We start from the raw sequence: 22045 nt of genomic DNA on the forward strand, positions 1-22045 counted from the left end.
CGATGTCCGGATCCACGGCAGCACGCGCCCGCAGCACCCGCCTCACCCCAGGCTTGATCGCCGGACTCGTCCTGCTCGGCATCATCGTAGTGATCGGAATCGTCAGCCCCTTCTTCCTCACCGAGCAGGCCGAGACGCTCACCTCGGAGGCGTCCCAGGGACCCAGCGCCGCGCACCTGCTGGGCACCGACGACTTCGGCCGCGACATCCTGGCGCGCACCCTCGTGGCCACCCGGCTCACACTGGTGATGACCACCGCCGGCACCTTCCTCGCCGTCGCCGCCGGAGCGCTGCTCGGCTGCTTCGTCTGGCTCGCACCTCGCCGCGTCCGCGAGCTCGGCCTCCGACTGATCGACGCCGCCGTGGCGTACCCCACTATCGTCTTCGCCCTGATCATCGCGGCGGTCCTCGGTGCCGGCACCTGGTCGGCGGTCCTCGCGATCGCCATCGCCAACGTTCCCGGCTTCGCCCGCGTCACCGCGAACCTCGCCGCCTCCGTCAGCCAGCGCAACTATGTCTCGACGGCACGCCTGATGGATGTCCCTGTCCACCGCATTTTCTCCCGCCACCTTCTCCCGAACATGGCCGAGCCCCTCCTCGTGATGACCGCCTCAATGTTCTCGATCGTCCTCATAGAGCTCTCCAGCCTTTCGTTCGTCGGCCTCGGCGTGCAGAACCCGAGCTACGACTACGGGCGGCTGCTCAACGAGGCGCTGATCAACCTCTACTCGCAGCCGCTACAGGTGATCGTCCCCGCCGTGATGATCACCGCGACCGGGCTCGCCGCGATCCTCGTGGGCGACGGCATCGCCGCCGCGACCGACCCGCGCAGCGGCCGGCGCTTCGCCCGCGGCGTGCGCACCTTGCTCCGCGGCGCCGTGCCCGCCGCCCGCACGAGTGCACTCGTGCAGGTCGATGGTCTGACCGTCCTCGCTCCGAATGGGCGCACGCTGGTCGACGACATCAGCTTCACCATCGCGCCGGGCGAGATCCTCGGCCTCGTCGGTGAGAGCGGCTCCGGCAAGTCCATGACCGCCATGGCCCTCGCCGACCTCTTGCCGAGCGAGCTGACCGTCCGCGCCGAGACGATGCGGATCGGCGACCTCGACCTCCTCGGCACCGTCGACCGCACCGCGCTCGCGACCCAGGTCGGCCTGGTCTACCAGGACCCTGGATCGACCTTCAACCCGGCACTACGGATGCGTGCCCAGCTCACCGAGACCGGTCGCGTCCACCTCGACTGGGGGCGCACGGAAGCCGACGAGCGGATCGTCGCGGCGCTTGAGTCAATGCGCATCACCGAGGCCCACAAGCGCCTCGGCCAACACCCGCACGAACTCTCCGGCGGCATGCTGCAACGCTCGATGATCGCCTCGACGCTCGCCACGGATCCGCGACTGATCATCGCCGATGAGCCGACCACGGCCCTCGACGTCACCGTGCAGGCCGACGTGCTTCGGCTCTTCCGCGCGATCAATCGCGACCGCGGCACCGCGCTGCTGTTCATCTCACACGACCTCGGCGTCGTCCGCGCCCTCTGCGACAACGTGCTCGTCATGAAGGACGGCCGGATCGTCGAGCGGATCACCGCCGACCAGATCGAGAGCGGAGCCGTCGAGCATCCGTACACCAAGCTCCTCCTGGCCGCGACACCGCAACTGACGCAGGAGGAACCGGCGGCCGAGGTCTCCCTCAGTCAGGACGATCCGGCACACGACAGCTTGGGAGCAAAGGCATGACCGCATCGACCGCACCCGCCCCGCCCCTGCTCGAGCTGCGCGACTTCGGAGTCGACTACGGCAGCGGCCGCGCGAGCGTCGCCGCGCTAGACGACATCGACATGACCGTTCCCCGCGGGACTACCCTCGGAATCGTCGGCGAGTCCGGCTCCGGCAAGTCCACGCTGGCCAAGGCGATCGTCGGACAGATTCCCTCGGCGCGCGGCCGGCTGCTCGTCGACGGGCAGGAGATCTCGACCTCACGACCCGCCGAACGTCGGGCGCTACGCCGCCGGATCCAGCTGATCCCGCAGGATCCGTACTCGTCACTGAATCCCCGCCGCACGATCGGTCAGGCCATCGCCGAGGCGATCGATCCCCGGGGCGGACGGGTCGCACAGCACGCCGACGCCATCACCCGCTGGCTCGAGACCGTACGGCTAGACCCGGAGGTCGCCGATCGGTACCCGCACGAGTTCTCCGGCGGACAGCGCCAACGCATCGCGATCGCCCGCGCGCTGGCAATCGAGCCCGAGCTGATCATCGCCGACGAGATCACGTCGGCCCTCGACGTCTCCGTCCAGGCCGAGATCCTGACCCTGCTGGATCAACTTCGCCACGAACTGAACATGACGATGCTCTTCATCTCCCACAACCTCGAAGTCGTGCAGCGCGTGAGCGACACGGTGATGGTCCTTTTCCATGGACGCGTCGTCGAGTACGGGACGGTCGAGCAGGTCTACTTCCGTCCGCGCTCCGACTACACCCGCCGCCTGCTCGACTCGGTGCCCGGCGGAGCAGGCTTCGACATCGGAACGGCCACCGTCGCCACGGCGTAGGGCTGAGACCCTCCACCTGTGCCCGGTGCTCAGGCCGCATGGCTACGAAAGGGTGGGAGCGGCCGCACGTCAGAACTGACATGCTCTCAATTTGGCGCGATACATTGCTAGCGTTGAACATCCTGACCCGTGTGGTGAGTGGCACACAAGATCGCTACAACGCTGCGCGGATCGCAACCGACTCGGCTGCGACGGTGACCCAGTCGCGCATCACAGAGGAAGTCACCGTGCCGCTCCCTAGGCGCGCTCAAAGCGTCGCCGTCTTGAGCGCCCGACGCGCCTCGCGCCTTGCGCGCTGCTTGTCAGGGTCAGACGTGGGTGCCGCCAGCAACAGGGCGCGGGTGTATTCCGCGGACGGTGTGGTCGTCACCTGGGCCGTTCGACCGGTCTCGACCAGCTCTCCTCTATACATCACCGCAACGCGGTGACTGATGTGCCGGACAACGGAGAGATCATGAGTGATGAAAAGATACGCCACCCCGGTCTCTCGCTGCAGTTCGATGAAGAGATCCATGACCTTCGCTTGAGTCGTGAGGTCGAGCGCCGAGACGGGCTCGTCGCACACGATCAGACGTGGCTTCAGTGCGAGAGCTCTTGCGATCGCGACGCGTTGCCGTTGACCACCGCTGAACTCTCTTGGATACCTTTCGGCGGAGTTCGAGGGCATCCCCACTCGATCAAGCAGCGCCATGACGCTTCGACGAGCTTCCTTGGCTTCGACGCCTTGCGCGATCAGCGGTTCCGCCAGGATGTCGGCGATCTGTAGAGCGGGGTTCAGGCTCGTGTAGGGGTCCTGGAAGACGACTTGCACGTCACGGGCGAGCCCGCGACGTTCCTTCGCCGTCAGATGTGTGATGTCCCGTCCATCAAGAACGATGCTTCCCCCCGTGGGAGTCGCCAGGCCGAGGACAGCCCGGCCGAGCGTTGTCTTGCCCGATCCTGATTCGCCTACGAGACCGAGCGTCTCACCGGGAGCGATGTCGAGAGAGATTCCTTTCAAGATCTCGGGGGAGCGCCGCCGGAATCCTCGGCCCGGGTAGCTGAGCGTGAGGTCGCGGATCTCGAGTAGTGCGGTCATTTTGTTTCCTCTCCGCCCGCGGCTCTCACAGTCGTGGGCGGGTCCTCGCGGACCGTGTCCTCGTCGAGGATGGAGCTGATGAGTTCTTGGGTGTAGGGCTGCGTCGGCGCGTGGAAGATATCCCGGACCGACCCCTCTTCGACCACCTCGCCATCACGCATCACGACGACGCGGTCCGCGAGATCGGCGATGACTCCGAAGTTGTGAGTGACGAGCAGCATTCCCATCCCGAGCTCTCCTTGGAGCTCGCGAAGCAGATCCAGAATCTCTGCTTGCACAGTGACATCAAGCGCCGTGGTCGGCTCATCTGCGATCAGCAGTTTGGGGCGCGAGACGACCGCCCCCGCGATGAGCACGCGTTGAGCCATTCCGCCCGAAATTTGATGCGGATACGAGCGAAAGGTTCGCTCTGGGTCCTGGATCCCGACCCGGGCGAGGAGCGTGAGAATCGATTGCTTCGCCTCCTTGCGCGACATGCTCTTGGTCAGCCCCTCCATCAGCTGACTGCCGATGGTGAAGCTCGGGTCGAGGTTAGCCATCGGCTCCTGCGGAACGTAGGAGATGACTCCACCTCGAAGCCGCCGCAACTCGCCGGTGGACTTACCCAGAAGCGAGTCGCCGGCGAGCGTCAGCACGTCCGCTGTGATGACTGCCTCCTTAGGAAGCAGGCCCAGAACGGAGAATGCCGTCTGCGTCTTGCCGGACCCTGATTCACCGACCAGACCGACGATCTCGCCGGGGTTCACGTCGATCGACACGCCGCGCACCACCGCGCGGTAGCTGCCGTCGGGCATCGGGTAGCGCACACGAAGATTGCGGACGCTGAGCAATCCGCCACGATCAGCGTTCTGCCTAGACGCGCCGGCGGCCGGCTCGACGATCGCCTCCTCCAGGCTGCGCTTCTTCTTCGCTGTCGATTGCGGTCCTGCGAGCACATCGCGGTAGGCGTTCCCGATCAGGATGAGCCCGCCGTTGAGCAACGCGAGGAACAGAGCCGGCCATACGAGCTGAACCGGCTGCGTGTAGATGTTGGTGAAAGCGTCGGCCGTCATGGACCCGAAGCTCGGTGTCTGGGTCGAGCCGAATCCGAGGAAAGCCAGGCCTGCCTGGACACCGATGGCAGCGCTAGCGAGGAAGGACGCCGAGATGATCACCGGACCTCGAACGACGTAGAAGACGTGACGCGAGAGGATTCGTCGATTGGACAGTCCCGACACTCGGGCAGCGTCGACGTACAGCTCGTTCCGTACGCCCTCGACGAGGTTGCGGACCAGGCGGAAGATGCCGGGAGCGAGAAAGACACCGAAGATCAGCATCATCCCCTGGTAGCTGCTTCCCATCACCGGATACAGCACCATCACAAGGATCAGCGCGGGGAATGTCATCAGAAGGTTGAAGACCCACGAGGCGACAGCGTCCGTCTTCTTGCCGACGTAGCCGGCGATGAGGCCGAAAACGGAGCCGACCACGATTCCCACACCTGCGCCGATGAGGGCCGAGACGAGGGAGACGTTGATGGAGGTCAAGACCCGCGCCCAGATGTCGCGTCCGAACTGGTCGCCGCCCAGAGGCCAGCCGGGTGTCCCAAGCGGGGCGTTGATGTGATCGAGGGAGGCGAACAGCGGGTCGTGAGTGCTCAGGACGGGTTCAAGCAGGCCGAGCATCAGGATGCCAAGTAGGACGAGGAGACTCGCAAGACCGAGCGGCTTGCGCAGTAAACGCCGGAACGCACCCGCTCTCTTCTTCGCGGTGAGGTCGCCCAGTTCGTTGACGACCAGGGAATCAGAGGGGTCGTAGACGGTCATGAGACTCTCACCTTCGGGTTGAGCCAGCCGTTCGCCAGGTCGACGATGAGGTTGACGACGACGACCAGGCCGACGCTGAACAGCGAGACGCCGAGCATGGCCGGAAGATCCCCTTGAATAGTGGCGAGGTACCCGTAGGTCCCGAAGCCAGGTAGCGCGAAGATTTTTTCCACGAAGAGCGACGCTCCGAACATCGAGATGAACATGAGCGAGAAGGTCGTCAGGCCCGGTCCAGCAGCGTTACGCAGGGTGTGCTTGAGGAGGATCGACGCTTCAGAAACGCCGCGGCTGCGAAGGGAACGGACGTATTCACGATTGAGCTCGTCGATCATCGAACCGCGAATCTGAGCGGCCAGCGACGCGATGCCGCCGATCGACAGCACCACTGCAGGCAAGATGACCGAGGCGAACCATCCGCCGAAGGACTCCTCGAGGGTGACGAATCCGATGGCTGGGACCCATTGGAGAACGATAGCGAAGAAGTAGACGAGGACGATGCCCAAGACGATGGCCGGGAAGACGTAGGAGAACGTCGCGATGCTCTGCAGCACCCCGTCGAGCCACCCACCCCGCGCTGCCGAGGCGACTCCTAAGAGCACACTTCCGGCGACCGTGATGATGCAGGCCACGGCCACGATGGAGAGAGTCACGGGTAGGCGATTCACGAGCGCTTCGGCGACGGGCTCGCTAGTGAAGTAGGACGTGCCCAGGTCGCCTCGGAAGACTCCGGACAGCCACGCGAAGTACTGCTCGAAGATCGGGCGATCCAGACCCAGGTCAGCGTTGAGCACCGCGACGGCTTCGGGCGAGGCGGTGGGTCCGAGCAGATTCAGTGCGACGGGGATGCCCGCGCCGAAGGTAAGGAAGAAGGTGATGGCGGTCACGATGAAGATCAGGACAAGTCCCGACCCCAGCCGCCTGAGCACGAAGGAAAGCACAGTGACTCCTCAACGGTGCGGGGGCGCTGGCCCCCGCACCGTGTAGCGGGTTTATTCGGCGGGAGCGAACGGCCGGACGTTCTGGTTGCCGACGACGGGCGGGGTGTAGGTGATGTCGTTCGACACCGCGTAGAGCGAGGTGACGTAGAAGATCGGCGCGAACCACGCCTCGTCAACGAGGTACTGGTTGACGGCGCGGAACGCGTCCTCCTCCTGAGAGGCGTTCGCGTCGGCGAGGATCGCCTCCAGCTCCGGAGTGGTCGAGTTGAACGGGTTAAAGACACCGGACAGGACGGCGTTGCTGTCAACAGCGTCGGATCCGGAGAGCCCGTTGAACATGAAGAACATGCCGTAGTTACCGCCGAAGACCTTGGCGTAGAAGTCCTGGAACGGAACGGACTCCCACGTCACCGTGATTCCGATGTCCGCGAGGGCCTGCCCGATGGCCGGCTCGAACTGGGTGCTCACGACCGTGCTCGGCATGGTGACTGCGAATCCGTCGGCGTAACCCGCCTCGGCGAGCAAGGCCTTGGCGTCCTCGATGTTCTGCTCGTAGGTCTCGTTGAGATCCTCGTCATAGGCGGCTCCTGAAGGACTGAAGACCTGCTCGGTGGGGTTCAGGAATCCGTCCCCCAATCCGCTGGTGATCGCCTCGCGGTCGAACGCGAGGTTGATGGCCTGACGAACTCGCGGGTCTGCGAGGGCCGGGACGACGGAGCCCTCCCTGTCGACGAGCCAGAGGGCGCCGATCGTGCCGGGAGGGTTGTTTCCCGTGGTGAACTGCGAGGTGGGGAACTGGGCAATCTGGTCCTTGCTGCTCAGACCGGTCACATCGAGCTGGCCAGCCTTCAGCGCGTTCTGGCTCGCAGTGGGATCGGCGATGACCTGGAGCTCGAGCTTCGAGAAGGGGAAGGCCTCAGCTTCGTAGTAGCTGTCGTTCTTCTCGTAGACGTACTTGGAGCCGGGCGTGGTCTCGTCACTCAAGGTGTACGGGCCAGAGCCGACAGGCGTCAGCTGCGAGCTCTCCTCCGCCAGCACGGACGGCGCTCCAACTGCACCAGAGACACTCGCCATCTGGGGCACGATCGACGCATCGGGCCGCGAAAGTTTCACCACGACGGTGGACTCATCGGGAGCTTCGACCGACTCGACAGATGCCAGGTTGGCCGAGGTCGAAGAACCTTCCCGCGCCGCATTCAGCGAATCGACAACCGCCTGGGCGTCGAGGACCTCGCCGTTCGTGAACTCGAGGCCCTCGCGGATGCTGAGCGTGAGAGCGGTCAAGCTCTCGTCGTACTCCCACTCTTCGGCGATTCCGCCTTCGAGAGTGCCGTCGACCATCCTGTGGAGGACCGTGTCGTAGACGGAGAGGAAGGGCGTGGCGTCTCCACCCGACCACGCGCCGATCGAGAAGTTCGAAGGCGGCGCGTTCAGCGCGAGGCGCAACGTGCGTTCCTCCGTAGACCCAGACCCACTGGAAGCGTCATCACCGCCGCCCCCGCCCGAGCAAGCGGAGAGCGCAAGTGCTGTCACCGCCGCGACCGCAAAACCCAGGGCCCGCAGGCGCTTTGAACTCGACATCATCATGACTCCCTTGTCAGTGCTGTGAACTCACACCGGCTCGTCCCGGTGAAGTCGAGCGCTGGTGTCACGTGAGACCCAGCGCTGGACCGATGCTAGGGCACACGTGTTACCTGGTCTAGAGCTACGACTCCGTGAGTAGTAACGGTCTGATCACTCGGTCGAGGAGAAACCCCGTGCGAGGATGTGGTCCGTGACCACTACCGAGCACTCCGGGCGCCCCGCGACCAGCGCGGACGTCGCGCGGCATGCAGGCGTGTCTCGCTCGACAGTGAGCAACATCCTGAACGGCAACGTCTCTCGATTTCCGGAACGCACGCGCCAGAAGGTCCTCGACTCCGCTCGGGCACTGGACTACCAGCCCTCGTTCGCCGGTCGGTCTCTCGTCAGCGGTCGAAGCGACACAATCGTCGTGCTCGTCGCCAATGCGGTGTTCGCTGCGCACTTTCAGAACGCCGTGGAACGAGTAACGAGGAACACTCGACAAATCGGCGGCAATGTCGTCATTCGCGTCGCCGGAGAAAGTCCCCGTGCGACATCGGAAGCTATCGCCGGCCTCCGTCCGCTCGCTGTCGTCGACTTCGGCGTACTCAGTTCAGGTGAACGTGCCTGGCTTGAAGATCGCGGAACACTCATCGTGCCGTCGATCGCGCGAGACCAGACCGGCACCAGCCGAGACGGCGGAATCTCCAGTCTTCAAGCGTCGGCCCTACTCGAACATCAGCCCAAGGGCCTGTGGTTCGCGGCACCTGCGAACCTTGATCGGGATCCCTACATCCCAAGTCGATACGAGGCGCTGCAGCGCGTAGCGGCAGATGCCGGATTGCCTCGTACAGAACTCCTATCGCTTGATCTCACTGTGGAGAGTGGCATCTCCGCTCTCCGGGCCGTGTTGGCGACCAGCTCCACGGCAGGAATTGCCTGTTACAACGACGACGTTGCCTTGACCCTTCTGGCGGCCGCACGAGAGCTCGGCATTGACGTACCAGGAACCATCGCTGTCGCTGGCGTTGACAACTCGCCCGTAGGACAGATGTGGTCGCCGAGGCTGACCACAATCGACACCGACCTCGTTGGCATGGTGGACGCAATTGCAGTCGAGCTCCGCATCCTGCTCGGTGAGACCGAACTCGAGATGCCCAGCAGCCGGACGCACTTCACCCTAGTTCGAGGCGAATCCGCTTAGGCCGGGAAGAGTGTCGCCACTTCAGGCACTGACTCCTCGCTCGACCGATCAGGTCAACCGTCGAAGTGGCAACGAGCGGCCACCCAAAGCGATCGTTCCTCAGCCCTTGCACCGAGCAGGTCGAGTACCCCGAATGTCGTTTGAGCAGAACGCGTGACAGGCAGGGACGCCTTCCTCCGTCGGCAGCTTCCTCAAGCACGAAACTGCGGGCGTCCAAGCCGCCGAGCGCGACTCCCGCCTCGACCAAAGCAAAGCTGTCACGAGACCGACACACTTCCGCTTATCCGAGACTTCGTCAGCTTAGAAGACAACGTCGAGCGCGAGTGATCGGCGCTTCGCGGGGGACTTCTCATCTAGCGGGGCATCGGGGGTTGCTGTCGTTGCACCTGGCGCGCGTGACGCCCGCATTTAGCTCTCCGCACGCCGTCCCGACGCGGCGTCAAAGAGATCGGCGAGCAACACGACCTCCTTCGGCCGACCTTCTACAACGTCACCGTCTCGGGAGCCCGGCCTGTCGACTGGGTGAACGCGGTCGGCTGATCTGCCGCTCGTCAGCGCCAGAGGGTGAGGATGATGCTCGCAGCGACGGTGCAAATCACGAAGTAGGGCGCGTTGAGGAGTGTGTAGAGCAGTGGGCGGGGGAAGTTCGGATTTAGGGCGATGGTCAGCGTCTGGGCGACGAGGTAGCCGACTCCGATGATGAGGCCGAACGCGAGGGCGTCGCCGAACGTCTCCACGGCCAGGGCGCGCAGGAGGACGGCGGTGGTGATGACGATCGCGAGACTCGGGATGAGCGGGCCGGCGGTGAGGAGTAGTCCCGGAGCGGGCAGCTCGCGGTTCTCGTTGCCGAGCGCGATCTTGTAGGGCTTGGGGACGAGGATGACGAAGTAGACGTAGCCGAGGACGGCGAACACGAGGGTCGAGACGATGACGGCGAGCCAGTTGATCTCGGGAAGGACGTTGAACATGAAGAGGCGCTCCTGACGGTGGCGAAGTGATGGCGAGATGCGATCGGTGCGGCGCGAGCAGGTCACTCGCGCCGCACCGGAGCTGCTACTCGGCGGGGGAGGCGGCGACGCCGAGGATCCAGGTCACTCCGAAGGCGTCGGTGAGCATCCCGAACCCAGCGCTGAACGCGGAGGCCGCGAGCGGCTCGACGACCGTCGCGTCGACCGAGAGCTTTTCCCAGTAGCCCTGCACCTCGGCGAGGGTGCCGCCCTCGACGGAGACGAAGAATGGCTGATCAGTGAGCGTGACGCCGTTCTCGCGACGCGTTGACCCCGCGGCGCCGGCCGAACCGCCCGACTGCCCGGGAATGTCGTAGGCGAGCACTCGGAAGCCATCGGCGCCGACCACCTGGCCGAACACCACGTTCGACGCTCCGGGGGCGTCGGCGGGCATCCCGAAGTCGCCGTAGGTGCGGATCATCGTCTGCCCGCCGAAGACCGAGTGGTAGAACTCCAGCGCCGCTCGGGCGTCGCCGCGGAAGTTGAGGTGGGTGGTGGCTGCGAGGCTCAAAGCTGCTCCTGATGGGCTCGTCGCCGGGCTCGTCCCGGCTTTCACCACTCTCCCGGCCGTATAGGTCAGTTCCGGTCCTATACGGGAAATATCCTCGGACTATGACCACCACGACATCGCGGCTGCTGACCCTGCTCTCCCTGTTGCAGACCCGCCGCGACTGGCCGGGCTCGACCCTCGCCCAGCGCCTCTCCGTCAGCCCTCGCACCGTCCGCCGCGACGTCGACCGCTTGCGCGAGATGGGCTACAGCATTCAAGCGACGATGGGCCCCGACGGCGGCTACCGCCTCGAGGCAGGCAGCGAGCTGCCACCCCTGCTGTTCGATGATGACCAGGTCATCGCCCTCGCCGTCGCGCTCCAAACGGCCAGCGTCACCGGCGTCGGTATCGCAGAGGCGGCGATGCGCGCCCTGACCACTGTGCGCCAGGTCATGCCCTCACGTCTTCGTCACCGCCTCAGCGCACTGCAGTTCACCGCGCTGCCGGGCAGGCCGGCCGATGCGGTCTCGCCGGACGTGCTCCTCGCCCTCTCGGCAGCCGCCCGGGCCACCGAGATCATCCGCTTCGACTACGCCACCAGTAGGCAGGACGCGGGAGCGGATCCGCGGCCCCCGCGACGGGTCGAACCACACCACCTCGTCACCTCGAACGGGCGGTGGTACCTCGTCGCGTGGGATCTGGAGCACGACGACTGGCGTATCTTCCGCGCCGACCGCATTACCCCGCGGACACCCACCGGCCCGCGATTCTCACCCCGACACTTACCCGGAAACGGTGAGCCCGCCGACTACGTCGCCGGCCGATTCAAGGGCTCCAAGAATGGCGACAAGTGGCCCTGCACGGGAAAGGTGATTCTCAGTCGACCGGCATCGTACGTCCGCGCCTTTGCGGGTGGCGGCGTGGTCGAGGACTTGGGCAATGGGTGCTGCACTCTCGAATCCGGCGCGTGGTCCTGGGTCGGCCTCGCCGCATCCTTGAACCAGTTCGACACCGACATCCAGGTCGTAGGACCGCCCGAGCTCGCTCACGCCTTCGGCGTGCTCGCCGAGCGCAACACGCTCACCTCCGCCACAAAACTGGCAGCGTCGCCCTGATCGTCGCGGCAGCGCCGTCGTCAGCCGGATGACGCCGACCATCAACAGCGACGGCGTGGTCCGCACTCGTGACGGCGCTGACGGCCGCAACGATCGAGGCAGCGGAGGAGCTGGCAACCGCGTCACCGAGCGGCCAATTGAAGACGCCGATGCTGGGGATAGTGGATGAGGCGGCGAACGTGTGCCGCTTATCAGACCTGCCCGACCACTACAGCCACTTCGGTTCTCGAGGAATCCCAATCATGTCCGTCTACCAGTCCTGGTCGCAGGGCGTGGCCTTGTACGGGCAGGAGGGGATGAAGAATCTGTGGTCCGCCGCGAACTCACAACTGTACGCAGGCGGCGTCTCCGACCCCGAATTCCTCGGCATGCTCTCCGACCTCATCGGCACCTTGGACCGCAAAACGACGTCCGTCAGCATGAACAAGGGTGTCCGCTCCACCAACTCCTCGTTGAAGCGAGAGAAGATCCTGGAAGTGCAGGAACTCGCTGACCTCCCCCGCGGCCGCGCGATCATGCTCTTCTCCGGCAACCGGGCCGTGATGCTCAAGACAGTGCCCGCGTTCACGATCGAGCATCTCGGCCTTGCCGTGCGGGTGGTCGGGAGATTTCTCTACTGAATTGCAGAACGACGACCCGAGCACGGGCGACGATGGCGTCGACGGGATCGGTGATGTCGACAGCGGAACCTAGTTCGTCTTCCTCCAGTGGTTCGAGAGCGTTCAACTGGCTTGAGAGGAGCGACTGCGGCATGAAATGCCCTTCACGCGTCGTCATGCGGCGCCGGATGAGTGCGGGCGCACCCGAAAGGTGGATGAAGACGGTGGCGGGTGCTGCGAGGCGCAAACGATCGCGGTAGATCCTCTTGAGCGCGGAGCAGGCGACGACGCTGCCGTCACTCTCGGCCGCTCGGCGTCCAACAAGGTCGAGCCAGGGCCACCGGTCTTCGTCGGTGAGAGGAATGCCTGCGCTCATCCGAGCCACGTTCATGGCGGGATGCAAATCGTCCGCGTCGAAGTGCGAGCGGCCGGTACTTGCCGTGAGACGAGCGGCGACGGTGCTTTTGCCGCATCCGGACACGCCCATGACGACGACCGGGGGACGCGACGGCTCAGGCACTCCGCGACGGGGCCGTCGTGCAGCGAGCGGCCGGACGCCAGGACGGTCTCCGGCGAGAACCCGGCCGCGAGGATCTGATCGGGCCCTGTCGCGAGGGTCTGCACGAGTCGCAGGCCGGGGAGCGTTGCCGCGTCGCGCAGGTTCTTGTCGGTGTTGCGCCAGACGACGAGGACCTCCGCGTCCCGCAGTGCGGGCGGGATCGGGACGGTGACGTCGTAGCGGACGAGCTCGTCCCGGGTCGCGTCGAGCTCGAGGGGGATGGTGTCGGGAACGAGGATCTTCATCGTGCTGCCCCCGGGGGAGTCGTGCTGGGTGCGCCGAAGTCGAGGAGGACCTTGCCCGAGACCGAGGCGTCGCCAGCGATGCGGAAGGCTTCCTCGCTCTGCTCGGCGGGAAAGACGTGGGTGATGACGGGCTCGACCCGCAGAGATTGGTCCGCGAAGGCGGCGAGCACCTCCTCCATCGGGTCGAGGAAGCGGAATGATCCGATCAGGTCGATCTCGCGGGAGATGGCGAGGGAGAGCGGCACGGGCTGGTCGCCCGTCGGGGCAGCCCGACCATGACGACTCGGCCGCCGCGGGTCGTCCCGGACAGGGCACTCGCCAGTCCGCGCGGGTTGCCGGACGACTCAATCGCGATGTCGGCATCCGTGCCGGCGATGGCGGTGCTGTCACCGGCGAGGACGGTGCGGTCGGCGCCGACGAGCCGCGCGATCGCGAGCACGTCGACGGCGATGATGTGCGCGGCACCCGCCCGGCGCAGCACGCCGATGACGAGCAAGCCGATGGGACCCGAGCCCACGACGAGGATCGAGCGCCCTCGGACGTCTCCCGCCCGCTGCACGGCGTGCCAGGCGACTTGCCGGCTCGGCCAGCGCCGCGGTCTGCAGCGGGACCGACGGCGGCACGACCCGCAGCATGTTCGCGGGCACAGCAAGATGTCGCTGAAACGCTCCCGCGGTATGCGGGAAGCGGGCGGCGGAACCGAGGTAGCGGACCCCGGGGGACAGGTTGGGCCGGTCCGCGGGGAAGCGCTCGGCGACGCTCTCCCGCCGAGCCGGATGGACGACGACGGCGGCGCCGACCGCAGGGCCGGTGCCGTCGGCGGCGAGGACGACGCCGGAGACCTCGTGTCCGAGCACGATCGGCTCGCGGAGGATCGACTCGCCGACGGCGCCGTGCCGCCAGTAACTGAGGTCGGAGCCGCAGATCCCGCCGTAGACGATCTCGACCAGGGCCTCGTGCGCAGCCGGTCCGGGGGCGGGCAGCCGCGCGACTCGGAGGTCGCCGGCGGCGTGGGCGAGGACCGCGGTGATCGACGTCTCGGTGGTGGTCACGGCGCGATTCCTTCGTCGGAGGGGCCTGAGGGCGAGGGGGAGGAGGAGGGCGCGGGGCGCATCAGACGACGACGCTCATGCCGCCGTCGATGAAGACGACCTGGCCGTTGACGTAGCCGGAGGCGGAGGAGGAGAGCCAGACCGTGCGGACCACCAGCCGCACCTTCGCCCGTCACTGGGAGCGCGCATCGATCGGGCACCACGCCACTGACCGGAAGACCATCTCCCACCCCGACGTCGGGACGATCACCCTTGACTGCGATGTGATGACCGTCCCCGGCTCTGACCTCAAGATCCTCGTGTACTCCGCCGCCGCCGGCAGTCCCGACGCCGATGCCCTCGCTTTCATCGGCATCACACGAGGCACGCACCCTCACGACCTCGCCCGATAGAGCACGACGGACGATCGGCGAAGCTCCCGCCTACTCTGAAACGTATGGCGCAGAGTAAAGAAGAGCGAATGCAGGGGCTCGTCGAGATTCTGCAACGTGATGAGCAGGCAAGCGTGTCCGACCTCGCTTCAGTGCTCGCAGTGACAGAGATGACAATCCGTCGAGATCTCGAGGTGCTCGAGCGGGATGGTGTGCTCGAGCGCTTTCATGGCGGGGCCCGGCTACTCGCTAGCAGCAGCTACGAGCCTCCGCTGATGCTCAGGGAGCGCATTCACGCGGAGGAGAAGCGAGCGCTCGCCCGCGCGATCTCTGAGGTGATCGCCGACGGCGACGCGCTCGTCCTCGACGGCGGAACGACGGGAATCGCCATCGCGCGGGCTCTAGCGGGGCGACGTCTCACGGTGTGCCCGCTCTCGCTTCGGGTGGCATGGGAGTTCGAACAGTCGAACACGGTGACCCTCCGGATGCCGCCCGGAGTGGCGCGCGCCGGCGAACTGAGCCTGAGCGGGCCCGACACCATCGACTACCTGGGGCGGCACCACTTCGACCACTTCGTGATGACCGCGAGTGGCTTCTCGGTGCAGGCAGGGTTCACCGAGTGGAACTCGGACGACGCTGCAGTCAAGCGCGCCGCCCTCGCCGGCGCGAGGCGCACGACAGCTGCCGTGGATAGAAGCAAGTGGGGACGCACCGCGTTCGCGACGATCTGCGATCTCGACGAGCCGACCACCGTACTGGTCGCTGGCCTCGCGGACGGCACCGAACAGGACGCTCTGCGTCAGGCGATTCCCTCTCTTACCGAAGTCGGTCGAGGTTGAGTTAACACATCGGACACAAATGATGTTCGTTCGCACACGCTTTGTGTGCTACTTTCGCTCCAACCTGGCACCGTTGCCCATCCTTGGAGACGAACATCATGACGTCGAGAACCGCTTCCGAATCACAGCCGCCCGTCACGATGGGCACCCAACTGAGCACGGGGACCCTCGGACTGGGTGGCGTCCTGATGCAGGCGATCGCACAGATCTCCCCCACGCTCGGCATCTTCTACACGATCGCCTTCACCTCCTCGCAGGCGGGGATCACGGCTCCCTTGACCTACCTGGCAGCATTCGCGATCTGCTTGACCCTCGCGGCGCCGATGCTGGGCCTCGCCCGCCACCTCCCCTCAGCGGGAGGTCTTTACACCTACGTCTCCGCAGGCCTCGGCCCAAGGTCGGGCTTCCTCACCGGGTGGCTGTACGCAGTGACGGTGTCAGTGGTCCCGGCGGCTCTGGCCGCTTTCACCGGCTCGATCCTCGAGGACGAGCTGACCGTGAAGTACGGCATCGCGCTCCCGTGGTGGGTGTACGCGGTGGTCATCCTGCTCATCTGCTTCGCCTGCGCCTACCGGGGGATCGCGCTCTCGATCCGCTTTCTGGTCGTGATGACCTGCTTCGAGATCGCGGTCGGGCTCGGCCTCGCCGTCACGGGACTGTTCAACCCCGGCGCGGGCGGGGTCAACGTCTCCGGCTTCAATCCGGTGAACATCCCCGACTCCAGCGGATTCTTCCTCGCTGTCGTGCTGTCGATCTTCGCCTTCACCGGCTTCGAGAGTGCAGCCGCGGTGGGGGAGGAGTCGCGAGACCCCAAGCGGATCGTCCCGAAGGCGATCATCGGCTCGCTCGTGCTCATCGGCGTCTTCTATGTCGTGACCGCGTGGGGGCTTCAGATCGGCTGGGGTACCGACGACGTCGCCTCCATGGCGACATCACCCACCGCACCGGCGTTCGTCCTCGCCGACCGTCTCTGGAACGGCGGCTCGATCATCGTCCTGATCGCTCTCGTCAACTCGGGCCTCGGAGTCTGCATCGCCTGCACCACCAGCGCCACCCGGACGCTCTACGGCATCGCCCGCACCGACGCCCTCCCCGCGTTCCTCACCACCACCACCGCGAAGTACCGCACCCCGATCGGAGCGGTCCTCCTGCAGTCGACCGTGGCAATCACCGTCTGCCTGGGAGCGGGTCTCGCGCTCGGCCCGATCAACCTCTTCAACCTGCTCGGAACCACCGGAACCTTCGCTTACATCCCGATCTTCATCCTGATGAACATCGCGGCATTCCGCTTCTTCCGCACCCGCGTCCCCTCAGAGTTCAGCCTCTGGGCCCACGGCATCGCCCCCGCGATCTCCACCATTGCGCTGATCGTCATCGGCTACAACAGCATCGTCCCCCTCCCCGCCTTCCCGGTCCTCCTCGCCCCATTCGTGGCAGCGGCCTACATCCTCAGCGGCGTCGCCGTCCTCATCGGCCGCAACCTCCGGCCCGGGCGACGGGAGTGGATGACGCACGCCGGCGAGCTGCCTGACATCGACGCACCGCTCGCGCCCGCATTCTCCGACGCGCCGACCACCTCGAAAGGACACGACGCATGACCGCCCTCACCCCCAGCCCTGAGGCCACTCCGCTGCCCGTTCCGGACCTGCCCTCTCACGTCGACGTCCTCGTCGTCGGCGGCGGTACCGGGGGCGCTGCCTTCGCCGCGGTGCTCGCCGCGCACAGCGACGAGCAGATCCTCCTCGTCGAAGCCGGCCCCGACTACGGGCCGGCGGTTGAGGGGAACTGGCCGGCGGACGTGCTCGATGCGCGGGCGATCCCGCTTTCCCACGACTACGACATCACCACCACCTCCACCGCCGGCGACACGGTCCTCGACTTACCCCGCGCTCGCGTCCTCGGCGGATGCTCGTCCCACAACGGATGCACCGCCTCCATCGGATCGATCGAGGACTACGACGGCTGGGCTTCAGCCGGCAATCCCGGCTGGGAGGGTGCCACGGTCCTGCCGCTGCTCGAATGGGCGCGCGACCGGTTCCAGGTGCGGCGCTACACCACCGCCGAACTGACCGAACCCCAGCAGGCGTTCGTCAACGCCGGTCTCGCGACGGGCCTTCCCTTCGCCGACGACCTCGACGACATCGCCGCCGGTATCGGCATCGGCCCCATGCCCGTCAACATCGTCGATGGAATCAGGTGGAACGCCGCGTTCGCGTTCCTCGACGCCGTCCGCGACCGCCCGAATCTGACGATCGCCGGACTCACCCCGGTCGAACGCATCGACATCCGCGACGGACGAGCGGTCGGAGCGTGGCTCACCACCGCCGACGGCACGCAGTACGTCACCGCGGACCGGGTGGTCGTTGCTGCCGGCGCATACCACTCGCCGGCGATCCTTCTGCGTTCCGGCGTCGGCGAATCCTCCGAGCTCGACGCACTCGGCATCCCCGTCGCCGCCGATCTACCCGGTGTCGGCAAGCACCTTCTGGACCACCCGTGCATCGCCCTCGATTTCGCCGGCCGAGAGGGTCTCGTTGCGGATCTCGAGAAGCGGTCCTGGTTCCCGGACGAGCAGAGCCTCGGTCGCGCGAAGTCCTCCCTCTGCGACGACGGGCCCTACGACATCCACGTCTTCATGGTCGCCGGCAGCAACAGCGGCCACCCCGGACTTCCCCCGATCTCCCTCTACGGCGGAGCCATGCGCGCCGTATCGGAGGGAACCGTCACGCTCAACGCAGACCTCGACGTCACACGACCCGTCGTCGATCACCGCTACGGCACCGACGAAGCAGGCCACGACCGCCAGGTCCTCTCCGAGGCCCTCGACCTCCTGAACGCCATGAGCGCGCAACCCGAACTCGCGAAGGTCCTCGGCGAGGCCGTGCCACGCCACCACGCTCCCCTGGAGGACATCGTCAACTACTGCCACCCCTCCGGCAGCTGCAAGATGGGCCCCTCCGACGACTCCACCTCGGTCGTCGACTCGACAGGCGCCGTGCACGGTATCCAGGGCCTCTACGTCGCCGACGCGTCGATCATGCCGGCGATCAGCCGAGGCAACATCAACCTCCCCACCGCCATGATCGGCGCCAACATCGCCGCCCAGATGCTCGGGATCACCCCCGACGCGGCAGCCACCGAAACCGCCCGCCAGGGCTGAAGGAACACGACATGAACACGACCACCGACGTCACTCCGTTCGAACTCGACATCGCCGATCAGCCCTCCGCACTCCGCGCGATCGCTGCGGCCGATATCGACCCCGCCCTCCTCGAGCTCAGCGGACGCGGCTGGACCCGCATCGTCTACACCGGCATGGGCAGCTCCCACTTCGCCGGGATCCCGAGCTGGCGCTCCCTCACCGCCGCAGGCCGCGCCTCCTGGGCCGTCGACACCGGACAGCTCCTGGACACCCTGGATCTCGTCACCCCCGACACTCTCGTCGTCGTCACCTCGCAGTCCGGAGCGAGCGGCGAGGTCACGGCGCTGCTTGAGCGCCGGGGCGCCAATTTCACCCCCGGTGCGGTCATCGGCATCACGGCCGACCCCGAGAGCCCCCTCGCGCGCGCCGCCGATGCCACGCTCCTGCTCCGCAGCGGCGACGAGGCCACCGTCAGCACCAAGAGCTACCTCAACACCCTCGTCGCACACGCCCTCCTCGTCGCCATCCTCACCGGCGAGGAGACCGACCCGATCCGCTCCGAAGCCGAGCGCCTCGCCGACGTCGTCTCCGCGCTGATCGATTCCACGAACATCGGCTCGATCGCCTCCGCGACCCTGTCGGCGGACCGCCCGCGGGTCGTCGCTGTCGGCCGGCGCGACGACGCCGCGACCGCCCTGTTCGCCGGCCTGATCACCAAGGAGTCGTCGAAGATCGCCATCGAAGGTCACATCGGCGGTCAGTTCCGCCACGGCCCGTTCGAACTCGCCGGCCCGGGCCTCACCGCCTTCCTCTACGGCGCCACAGCGACGGACTCCGACCCGTCGATCGCCCGGCTCGCTCAGGACCTCGTCGGCGTCGGCTCGCAGGTGGTGCTCGTCGGCGATCTCGAGATCGACGGCGCAATCACTCTCTCTGCCGCGTCGAACTCGGCGCTCGAAAGCCTCGTCACCGGAGCTGTCGTCGCCGAGCTCCTCGCCGTCGGTCTCGCTCGCGAGAACGGCGTCATCCCCGGTGCGTTCGCGTTCGGCAGCAAGGTCACGACGGCGCTGTGAACACAGAACCGATCATCGGCGTCGACATCGGAGGCACGGCGACCCGCATCGTCGTGACGCGCGACAACCACGTCCTCGCCGCCACCACCATCAGCACACCCCACCACGCCGACGGGGTCACCGCTCTCATCGAGGGCATCCGCGCAGCTCTCAGGACCGCCGCAGTGCAGACGGCTGATGCGCGGGGGATCGGGATCGGAGCGAGCGGTCCCGTCGACGCCGAGGGCATCATCCGCAATCCGGCGACGCTCCCGGCGCTCTCGGACATCCCCCTCGCTTCCCTACTCAGCGATGCGTTCGACACGACCTGCGTCATCGACAACGACGCCGTAACCGCGGCACTCGCGGAGTGGCGGGCGTCCCCGACCGTGGTTTCGTCGGGGCTGCTCATGGTGACACTCGGCACCGGGGTCGGAGTCGCAGTCATCCGTGAAGGGCGCCCCTTTCGGGGCGCGGACGGAGTCCATCCGGAGGGCGGTCACCTGACCATCCCTGGAGCCCCGGCGGTGTGCTATTGCGGTCGCGCGACCTGCCTGGAACAGGCAGGTTCCCGGACCGCACTGCAAGCATCCGCAAAGAAGGCGATCGGCAGCGAAGACCTCACCGCACTGAGCCGCTCCGCAGAACTCGGCGAACTGGCGGCGCAAGAAGTCTTTAACTACTACGGGACGCGACTGGGCGACGGACTGATCGAGCTGTGCACCCAGCACCGACCCGGCCTCGTCGTCCTGGGGGGCTCCGCCAGCACTCACCTGCGCTGGTTCCGAAAGAGCCTCGAAGTCCGCCTCCACACCCTCACCGACACGACAATCCCCGACGTCCGAAGCAGCGACCTCGGCGACCTGGGCGGGGCCATCGGCGCAGCGCACCTCCTCGGAGCGACCTCGTGAGCGGGCGACTCGACAGCGTCCTCTGGGACATGGACGGCACTCTCATCGACTCGGAGCCCGCCTGGTTCGCAGCACAGACGCAGATCGTCGGTCAGCACGGTGGAACCTGGAGCCGGGCGGACGCTCTCGCGCTGGTGGGATCGGACATGCCGCAGACCGTGGCTGCAATGCAAGCCGCCGGCACCGACCTGACGGGCGACGAGATCGCGACGAGATTGACTCTCGCGGTCCGCGATGCTCTGGCGACATCTCTCGAATGGCGGCCAGGTGCCTTCGAGCTCGTGAGCGCCCTGGCCACGGTCGGGATACCGCAGGCGATCGTCACGACATCATCCCGAGCCGTAACAGGGGTCGTCGTCGACGCCCTCCCTGCCGCGACGATCCGGCTCACTGTGACTGGCGACGACGTCACCAGGGGTAAGCCCGACCCCGAGCCGTACCTTCTGGCCGCAGCTCTGCTGGGCTGCGACATCATCCGCTGCGCAGTCATCGAGGACTCCCTTATCGGCCTCACCGCCGGAGCCGCGTCCGGAGCGAAGGTCGTCGGGGTTCCGCACGACCTCGAATTGCCGACCTCGCCCCAGTGGACGCTGTGGTCGACCCTCGCGGGCAAGACTCCTCGGGACCTCGAGGGTCTTATGTCGGGCTGACAGCCGTCCGGCCAGCCCACATTTGAACTAGCTCGAGGAGAACCCATGACTGTTCGCAATGTCCTGTGCTTTGGGGACTCGCTCACCTGGGGGTGGGTACCGCAACCGCACGCCGTGCCGACCACACGATACGCCCCTGAGGAACGATGGACCGGCGTACTGGCCCGCACACTCGGCAGCGACTACCGCGTTCTTGAAGAAGGGCTGAGCGGCCGCACCACCAACGTCGACGACCCGACCGATGACCGCCTCAACGGCGCGCGAGCGCTCCCCGGGCTTCTCGCATCCCATCAGCCGCTCGATCTGGTCATCATCATGCTCGGCACGAATGACGCCAAGACCCACTTCAACCGGTCGGTGTTCGACATAGCCGAAGGCATGTCAGTCCTCCTGGGGCAGATCGCTGCAGCAGCCGACACCAACGGCGCCAGCTACCCGGCGCCGAACGCCCTCGTGGTCGCACCGCCTCCACTGGCAGCCATCCCGAACGCATGGTTCGCCCGCGTCTTCGACGGAGCGCATGAGAAGACCGCAATCTTGGCCGACGCATACCAGGATCTCGCGTCCTTCGCTGGAGTCGGATTCATGGATGCAGGAGAAGCGATGTCGACACAGGGAATCGACGGCATCCACTTCAGCACAGCCAACAACGTTGCACTGGGTAGCGCCATCGCAGAGCTTGTCCCCAGGTACTGCAACTAGTACCTCGCCTTCGAAGCTGCTCCGGTCGCGAAGGTCAGCTCAGTGGGCGCTCCATCGACAGCGGAGGACGAGGCGGTGTTGCGAGCAGGAACCTGCATGCAAGCGGCGGTCCAACGCCAAGCCTCCGCGCCATCGACCGCTAACAAACACACTGACATAATATTGA

21 protein-coding genes and 1 pseudogene are annotated in these 22045 nt (G+C 66.3%); 13 read left to right on the forward strand and 9 right to left on the reverse strand.

Going from position 1 to position 22045, the window contains the following annotated elements; all coding sequences use genetic code 11:
* The first annotated feature begins 2 nt into the window (after positions 1-2).
* Both IOC53_RS02190 and IOC53_RS02195 read left to right on the forward strand, forming a co-directional pair.
* Positions 3-1739 carry a dipeptide/oligopeptide/nickel ABC transporter permease/ATP-binding protein gene (locus IOC53_RS02190; RefSeq protein WP_207402749.1) on the forward strand — a complete coding sequence of 579 codons (1737 nt, stop codon included), beginning with the start codon at positions 3-5 and terminating at the stop codon, positions 1737-1739.
* Complete coding sequence (locus IOC53_RS02195) at positions 1736-2557, forward strand: ABC transporter ATP-binding protein (protein WP_207402750.1); 822 nt, start codon at positions 1736-1738, stop codon at positions 2555-2557. The genes IOC53_RS02190 and IOC53_RS02195 overlap by 4 nt, the downstream gene beginning before the upstream one ends.
* A gap of 247 nt (positions 2558-2804) precedes the next feature.
* On the opposite strand, the gene IOC53_RS02200 is transcribed toward IOC53_RS02195, so the two are convergent.
* Genes IOC53_RS02200 through IOC53_RS02215 form a run of 4 tightly spaced genes read right to left on the reverse strand, consistent with a single transcriptional unit; the run spans position 2805 to position 7965 of the window.
* Complete coding sequence (locus tag IOC53_RS02200) at positions 2805-3635, reverse strand: dipeptide/oligopeptide/nickel ABC transporter ATP-binding protein (protein WP_207402751.1); 831 nt, start codon at positions 3633-3635, stop codon at positions 2805-2807.
* The gene (locus IOC53_RS02205; RefSeq protein WP_207402752.1) at positions 3632-5440 is read right to left on the reverse strand and encodes a dipeptide/oligopeptide/nickel ABC transporter permease/ATP-binding protein; all 1809 of its coding nucleotides are present in this window, start codon (positions 5438-5440) and stop codon (positions 3632-3634) included. Before IOC53_RS02205 ends, IOC53_RS02200 begins: the two co-directional genes overlap by 4 nt.
* The gene (locus tag IOC53_RS02210) at positions 5437-6378 is read right to left on the reverse strand and encodes an ABC transporter permease (RefSeq protein ID WP_207402753.1); all 942 of its coding nucleotides are present in this window, start codon (positions 6376-6378) and stop codon (positions 5437-5439) included. Before IOC53_RS02210 ends, IOC53_RS02205 begins: the two co-directional genes overlap by 4 nt.
* A gap of 51 nt (positions 6379-6429) precedes the next feature.
* Positions 6430-7965, reverse strand: coding sequence for an ABC transporter substrate-binding protein (locus tag IOC53_RS02215; protein ID WP_207402754.1), 1536 nt, complete (start codon positions 7963-7965; stop codon positions 6430-6432).
* A 187-nt stretch (positions 7966-8152) separates the two neighbouring features.
* Here IOC53_RS02215 and IOC53_RS02220 point away from each other — a divergent pair, with 187 nt between their 5' ends.
* A complete protein-coding gene (locus IOC53_RS02220) occupies positions 8153-9145 on the forward strand; it encodes a LacI family DNA-binding transcriptional regulator (protein WP_207402755.1) in 993 nt (330 codons plus the stop codon).
* Positions 9146-9696: 551 nt separating this feature from the next.
* Here the strand turns inward: IOC53_RS02220 and IOC53_RS02225 are convergent.
* Complete coding sequence (locus tag IOC53_RS02225; protein ID WP_207402756.1) at positions 9697-10113, reverse strand: DUF1761 domain-containing protein; 417 nt, start codon at positions 10111-10113, stop codon at positions 9697-9699.
* Between the two features lie 85 nt (positions 10114-10198).
* Positions 10199-10663: a VOC family protein gene (locus IOC53_RS02230; RefSeq protein WP_207402757.1), complete on the reverse strand. Its 465-nt coding sequence runs from the start codon at positions 10661-10663 to the stop codon at positions 10199-10201.
* Positions 10664-10764: 101 nt separating this feature from the next.
* Between IOC53_RS02230 and IOC53_RS02235 the strand changes: the two genes are divergently transcribed.
* Both IOC53_RS02235 and IOC53_RS02240 read left to right on the forward strand, forming a co-directional pair.
* A complete protein-coding gene (locus tag IOC53_RS02235; protein WP_207402758.1) occupies positions 10765-11757 on the forward strand; it encodes a YafY family protein in 993 nt (330 codons plus the stop codon).
* Between the two features lie 68 nt (positions 11758-11825).
* Positions 11826-12377: a type IV secretory system conjugative DNA transfer family protein gene (locus IOC53_RS02240; protein WP_207402759.1), complete on the forward strand. Its 552-nt coding sequence runs from the start codon at positions 11826-11828 to the stop codon at positions 12375-12377.
* Here the strand turns inward: IOC53_RS02240 and IOC53_RS02245 are convergent.
* From IOC53_RS02245 to IOC53_RS02255, 3 genes and pseudogenes are all read right to left on the reverse strand, one after another.
* Positions 12322-12843: a gluconokinase gene (locus tag IOC53_RS02245; RefSeq protein WP_207402760.1), complete on the reverse strand. Its 522-nt coding sequence runs from the start codon at positions 12841-12843 to the stop codon at positions 12322-12324. The genes IOC53_RS02240 and IOC53_RS02245 overlap by 56 nt on opposite strands.
* Positions 12744-13160: a hypothetical protein gene (locus IOC53_RS02250; RefSeq protein ID WP_207402761.1), complete on the reverse strand. Its 417-nt coding sequence runs from the start codon at positions 13158-13160 to the stop codon at positions 12744-12746. The genes IOC53_RS02245 and IOC53_RS02250 overlap by 100 nt, the downstream gene beginning before the upstream one ends.
* A pseudogene (locus tag IOC53_RS02255) lies at positions 13157-14212 on the reverse strand (L-idonate 5-dehydrogenase). The gene IOC53_RS02250 and the pseudogene IOC53_RS02255 overlap by 4 nt, the downstream one beginning before the upstream one ends.
* A 143-nt stretch (positions 14213-14355) precedes the next feature.
* Between IOC53_RS02255 and IOC53_RS02265 the strand changes: the two are divergent.
* The 8 genes from IOC53_RS02265 to IOC53_RS02300 all read left to right on the forward strand — a co-directional run bounded on the left by IOC53_RS02265 (position 14356) and on the right by IOC53_RS02300 (position 21879).
* Entirely contained in the window at positions 14356-14604 is a 249-nt protein-coding gene (locus IOC53_RS02265) for a hypothetical protein (RefSeq protein WP_207402762.1), read from the forward strand.
* Between the two features lie 68 nt (positions 14605-14672).
* Positions 14673-15422 (forward strand): DeoR/GlpR family DNA-binding transcription regulator, encoded by a 750-nt coding sequence (locus tag IOC53_RS02270; protein ID WP_207402763.1) that lies wholly within the window; start codon positions 14673-14675, stop codon positions 15420-15422.
* 188 nt (positions 15423-15610) lie between these two features.
* A complete protein-coding gene (locus IOC53_RS02275) occupies positions 15611-17020 on the forward strand; it encodes an APC family permease (protein ID WP_207402764.1) in 1410 nt (469 codons plus the stop codon).
* Positions 17017-18582, forward strand: coding sequence for a GMC family oxidoreductase (locus IOC53_RS02280; protein WP_207402765.1), 1566 nt, complete (start codon positions 17017-17019; stop codon positions 18580-18582). Before IOC53_RS02275 ends, IOC53_RS02280 begins: the two co-directional genes overlap by 4 nt.
* Positions 18583-18593: 11 nt before the next feature.
* Complete coding sequence (locus IOC53_RS02285; protein WP_207402766.1) at positions 18594-19637, forward strand: SIS domain-containing protein; 1044 nt, start codon at positions 18594-18596, stop codon at positions 19635-19637.
* The gene (locus IOC53_RS02290; protein ID WP_307786040.1) at positions 19634-20527 is read left to right on the forward strand and encodes an ROK family protein; all 894 of its coding nucleotides are present in this window, start codon (positions 19634-19636) and stop codon (positions 20525-20527) included. The genes IOC53_RS02285 and IOC53_RS02290 overlap by 4 nt, the downstream gene beginning before the upstream one ends.
* Entirely contained in the window at positions 20524-21177 is a 654-nt protein-coding gene (locus tag IOC53_RS02295) for an HAD family phosphatase (RefSeq protein WP_207402768.1), read from the forward strand. The genes IOC53_RS02290 and IOC53_RS02295 overlap by 4 nt, the downstream gene beginning before the upstream one ends.
* A 45-nt stretch (positions 21178-21222) precedes the next feature.
* The gene (locus IOC53_RS02300; protein ID WP_207402769.1) at positions 21223-21879 is read left to right on the forward strand and encodes an SGNH/GDSL hydrolase family protein; all 657 of its coding nucleotides are present in this window, start codon (positions 21223-21225) and stop codon (positions 21877-21879) included.
* The last annotated feature ends 166 nt before the right edge of the window (positions 21880-22045 follow it).

Origin of the sequence: Rathayibacter sp. SD072 (genome assembly GCF_017355185.1) — a bacterium.
In the GTDB taxonomy this organism is placed as follows: Bacteria; Actinomycetota; Actinomycetes; order Actinomycetales; family Microbacteriaceae; genus Rathayibacter.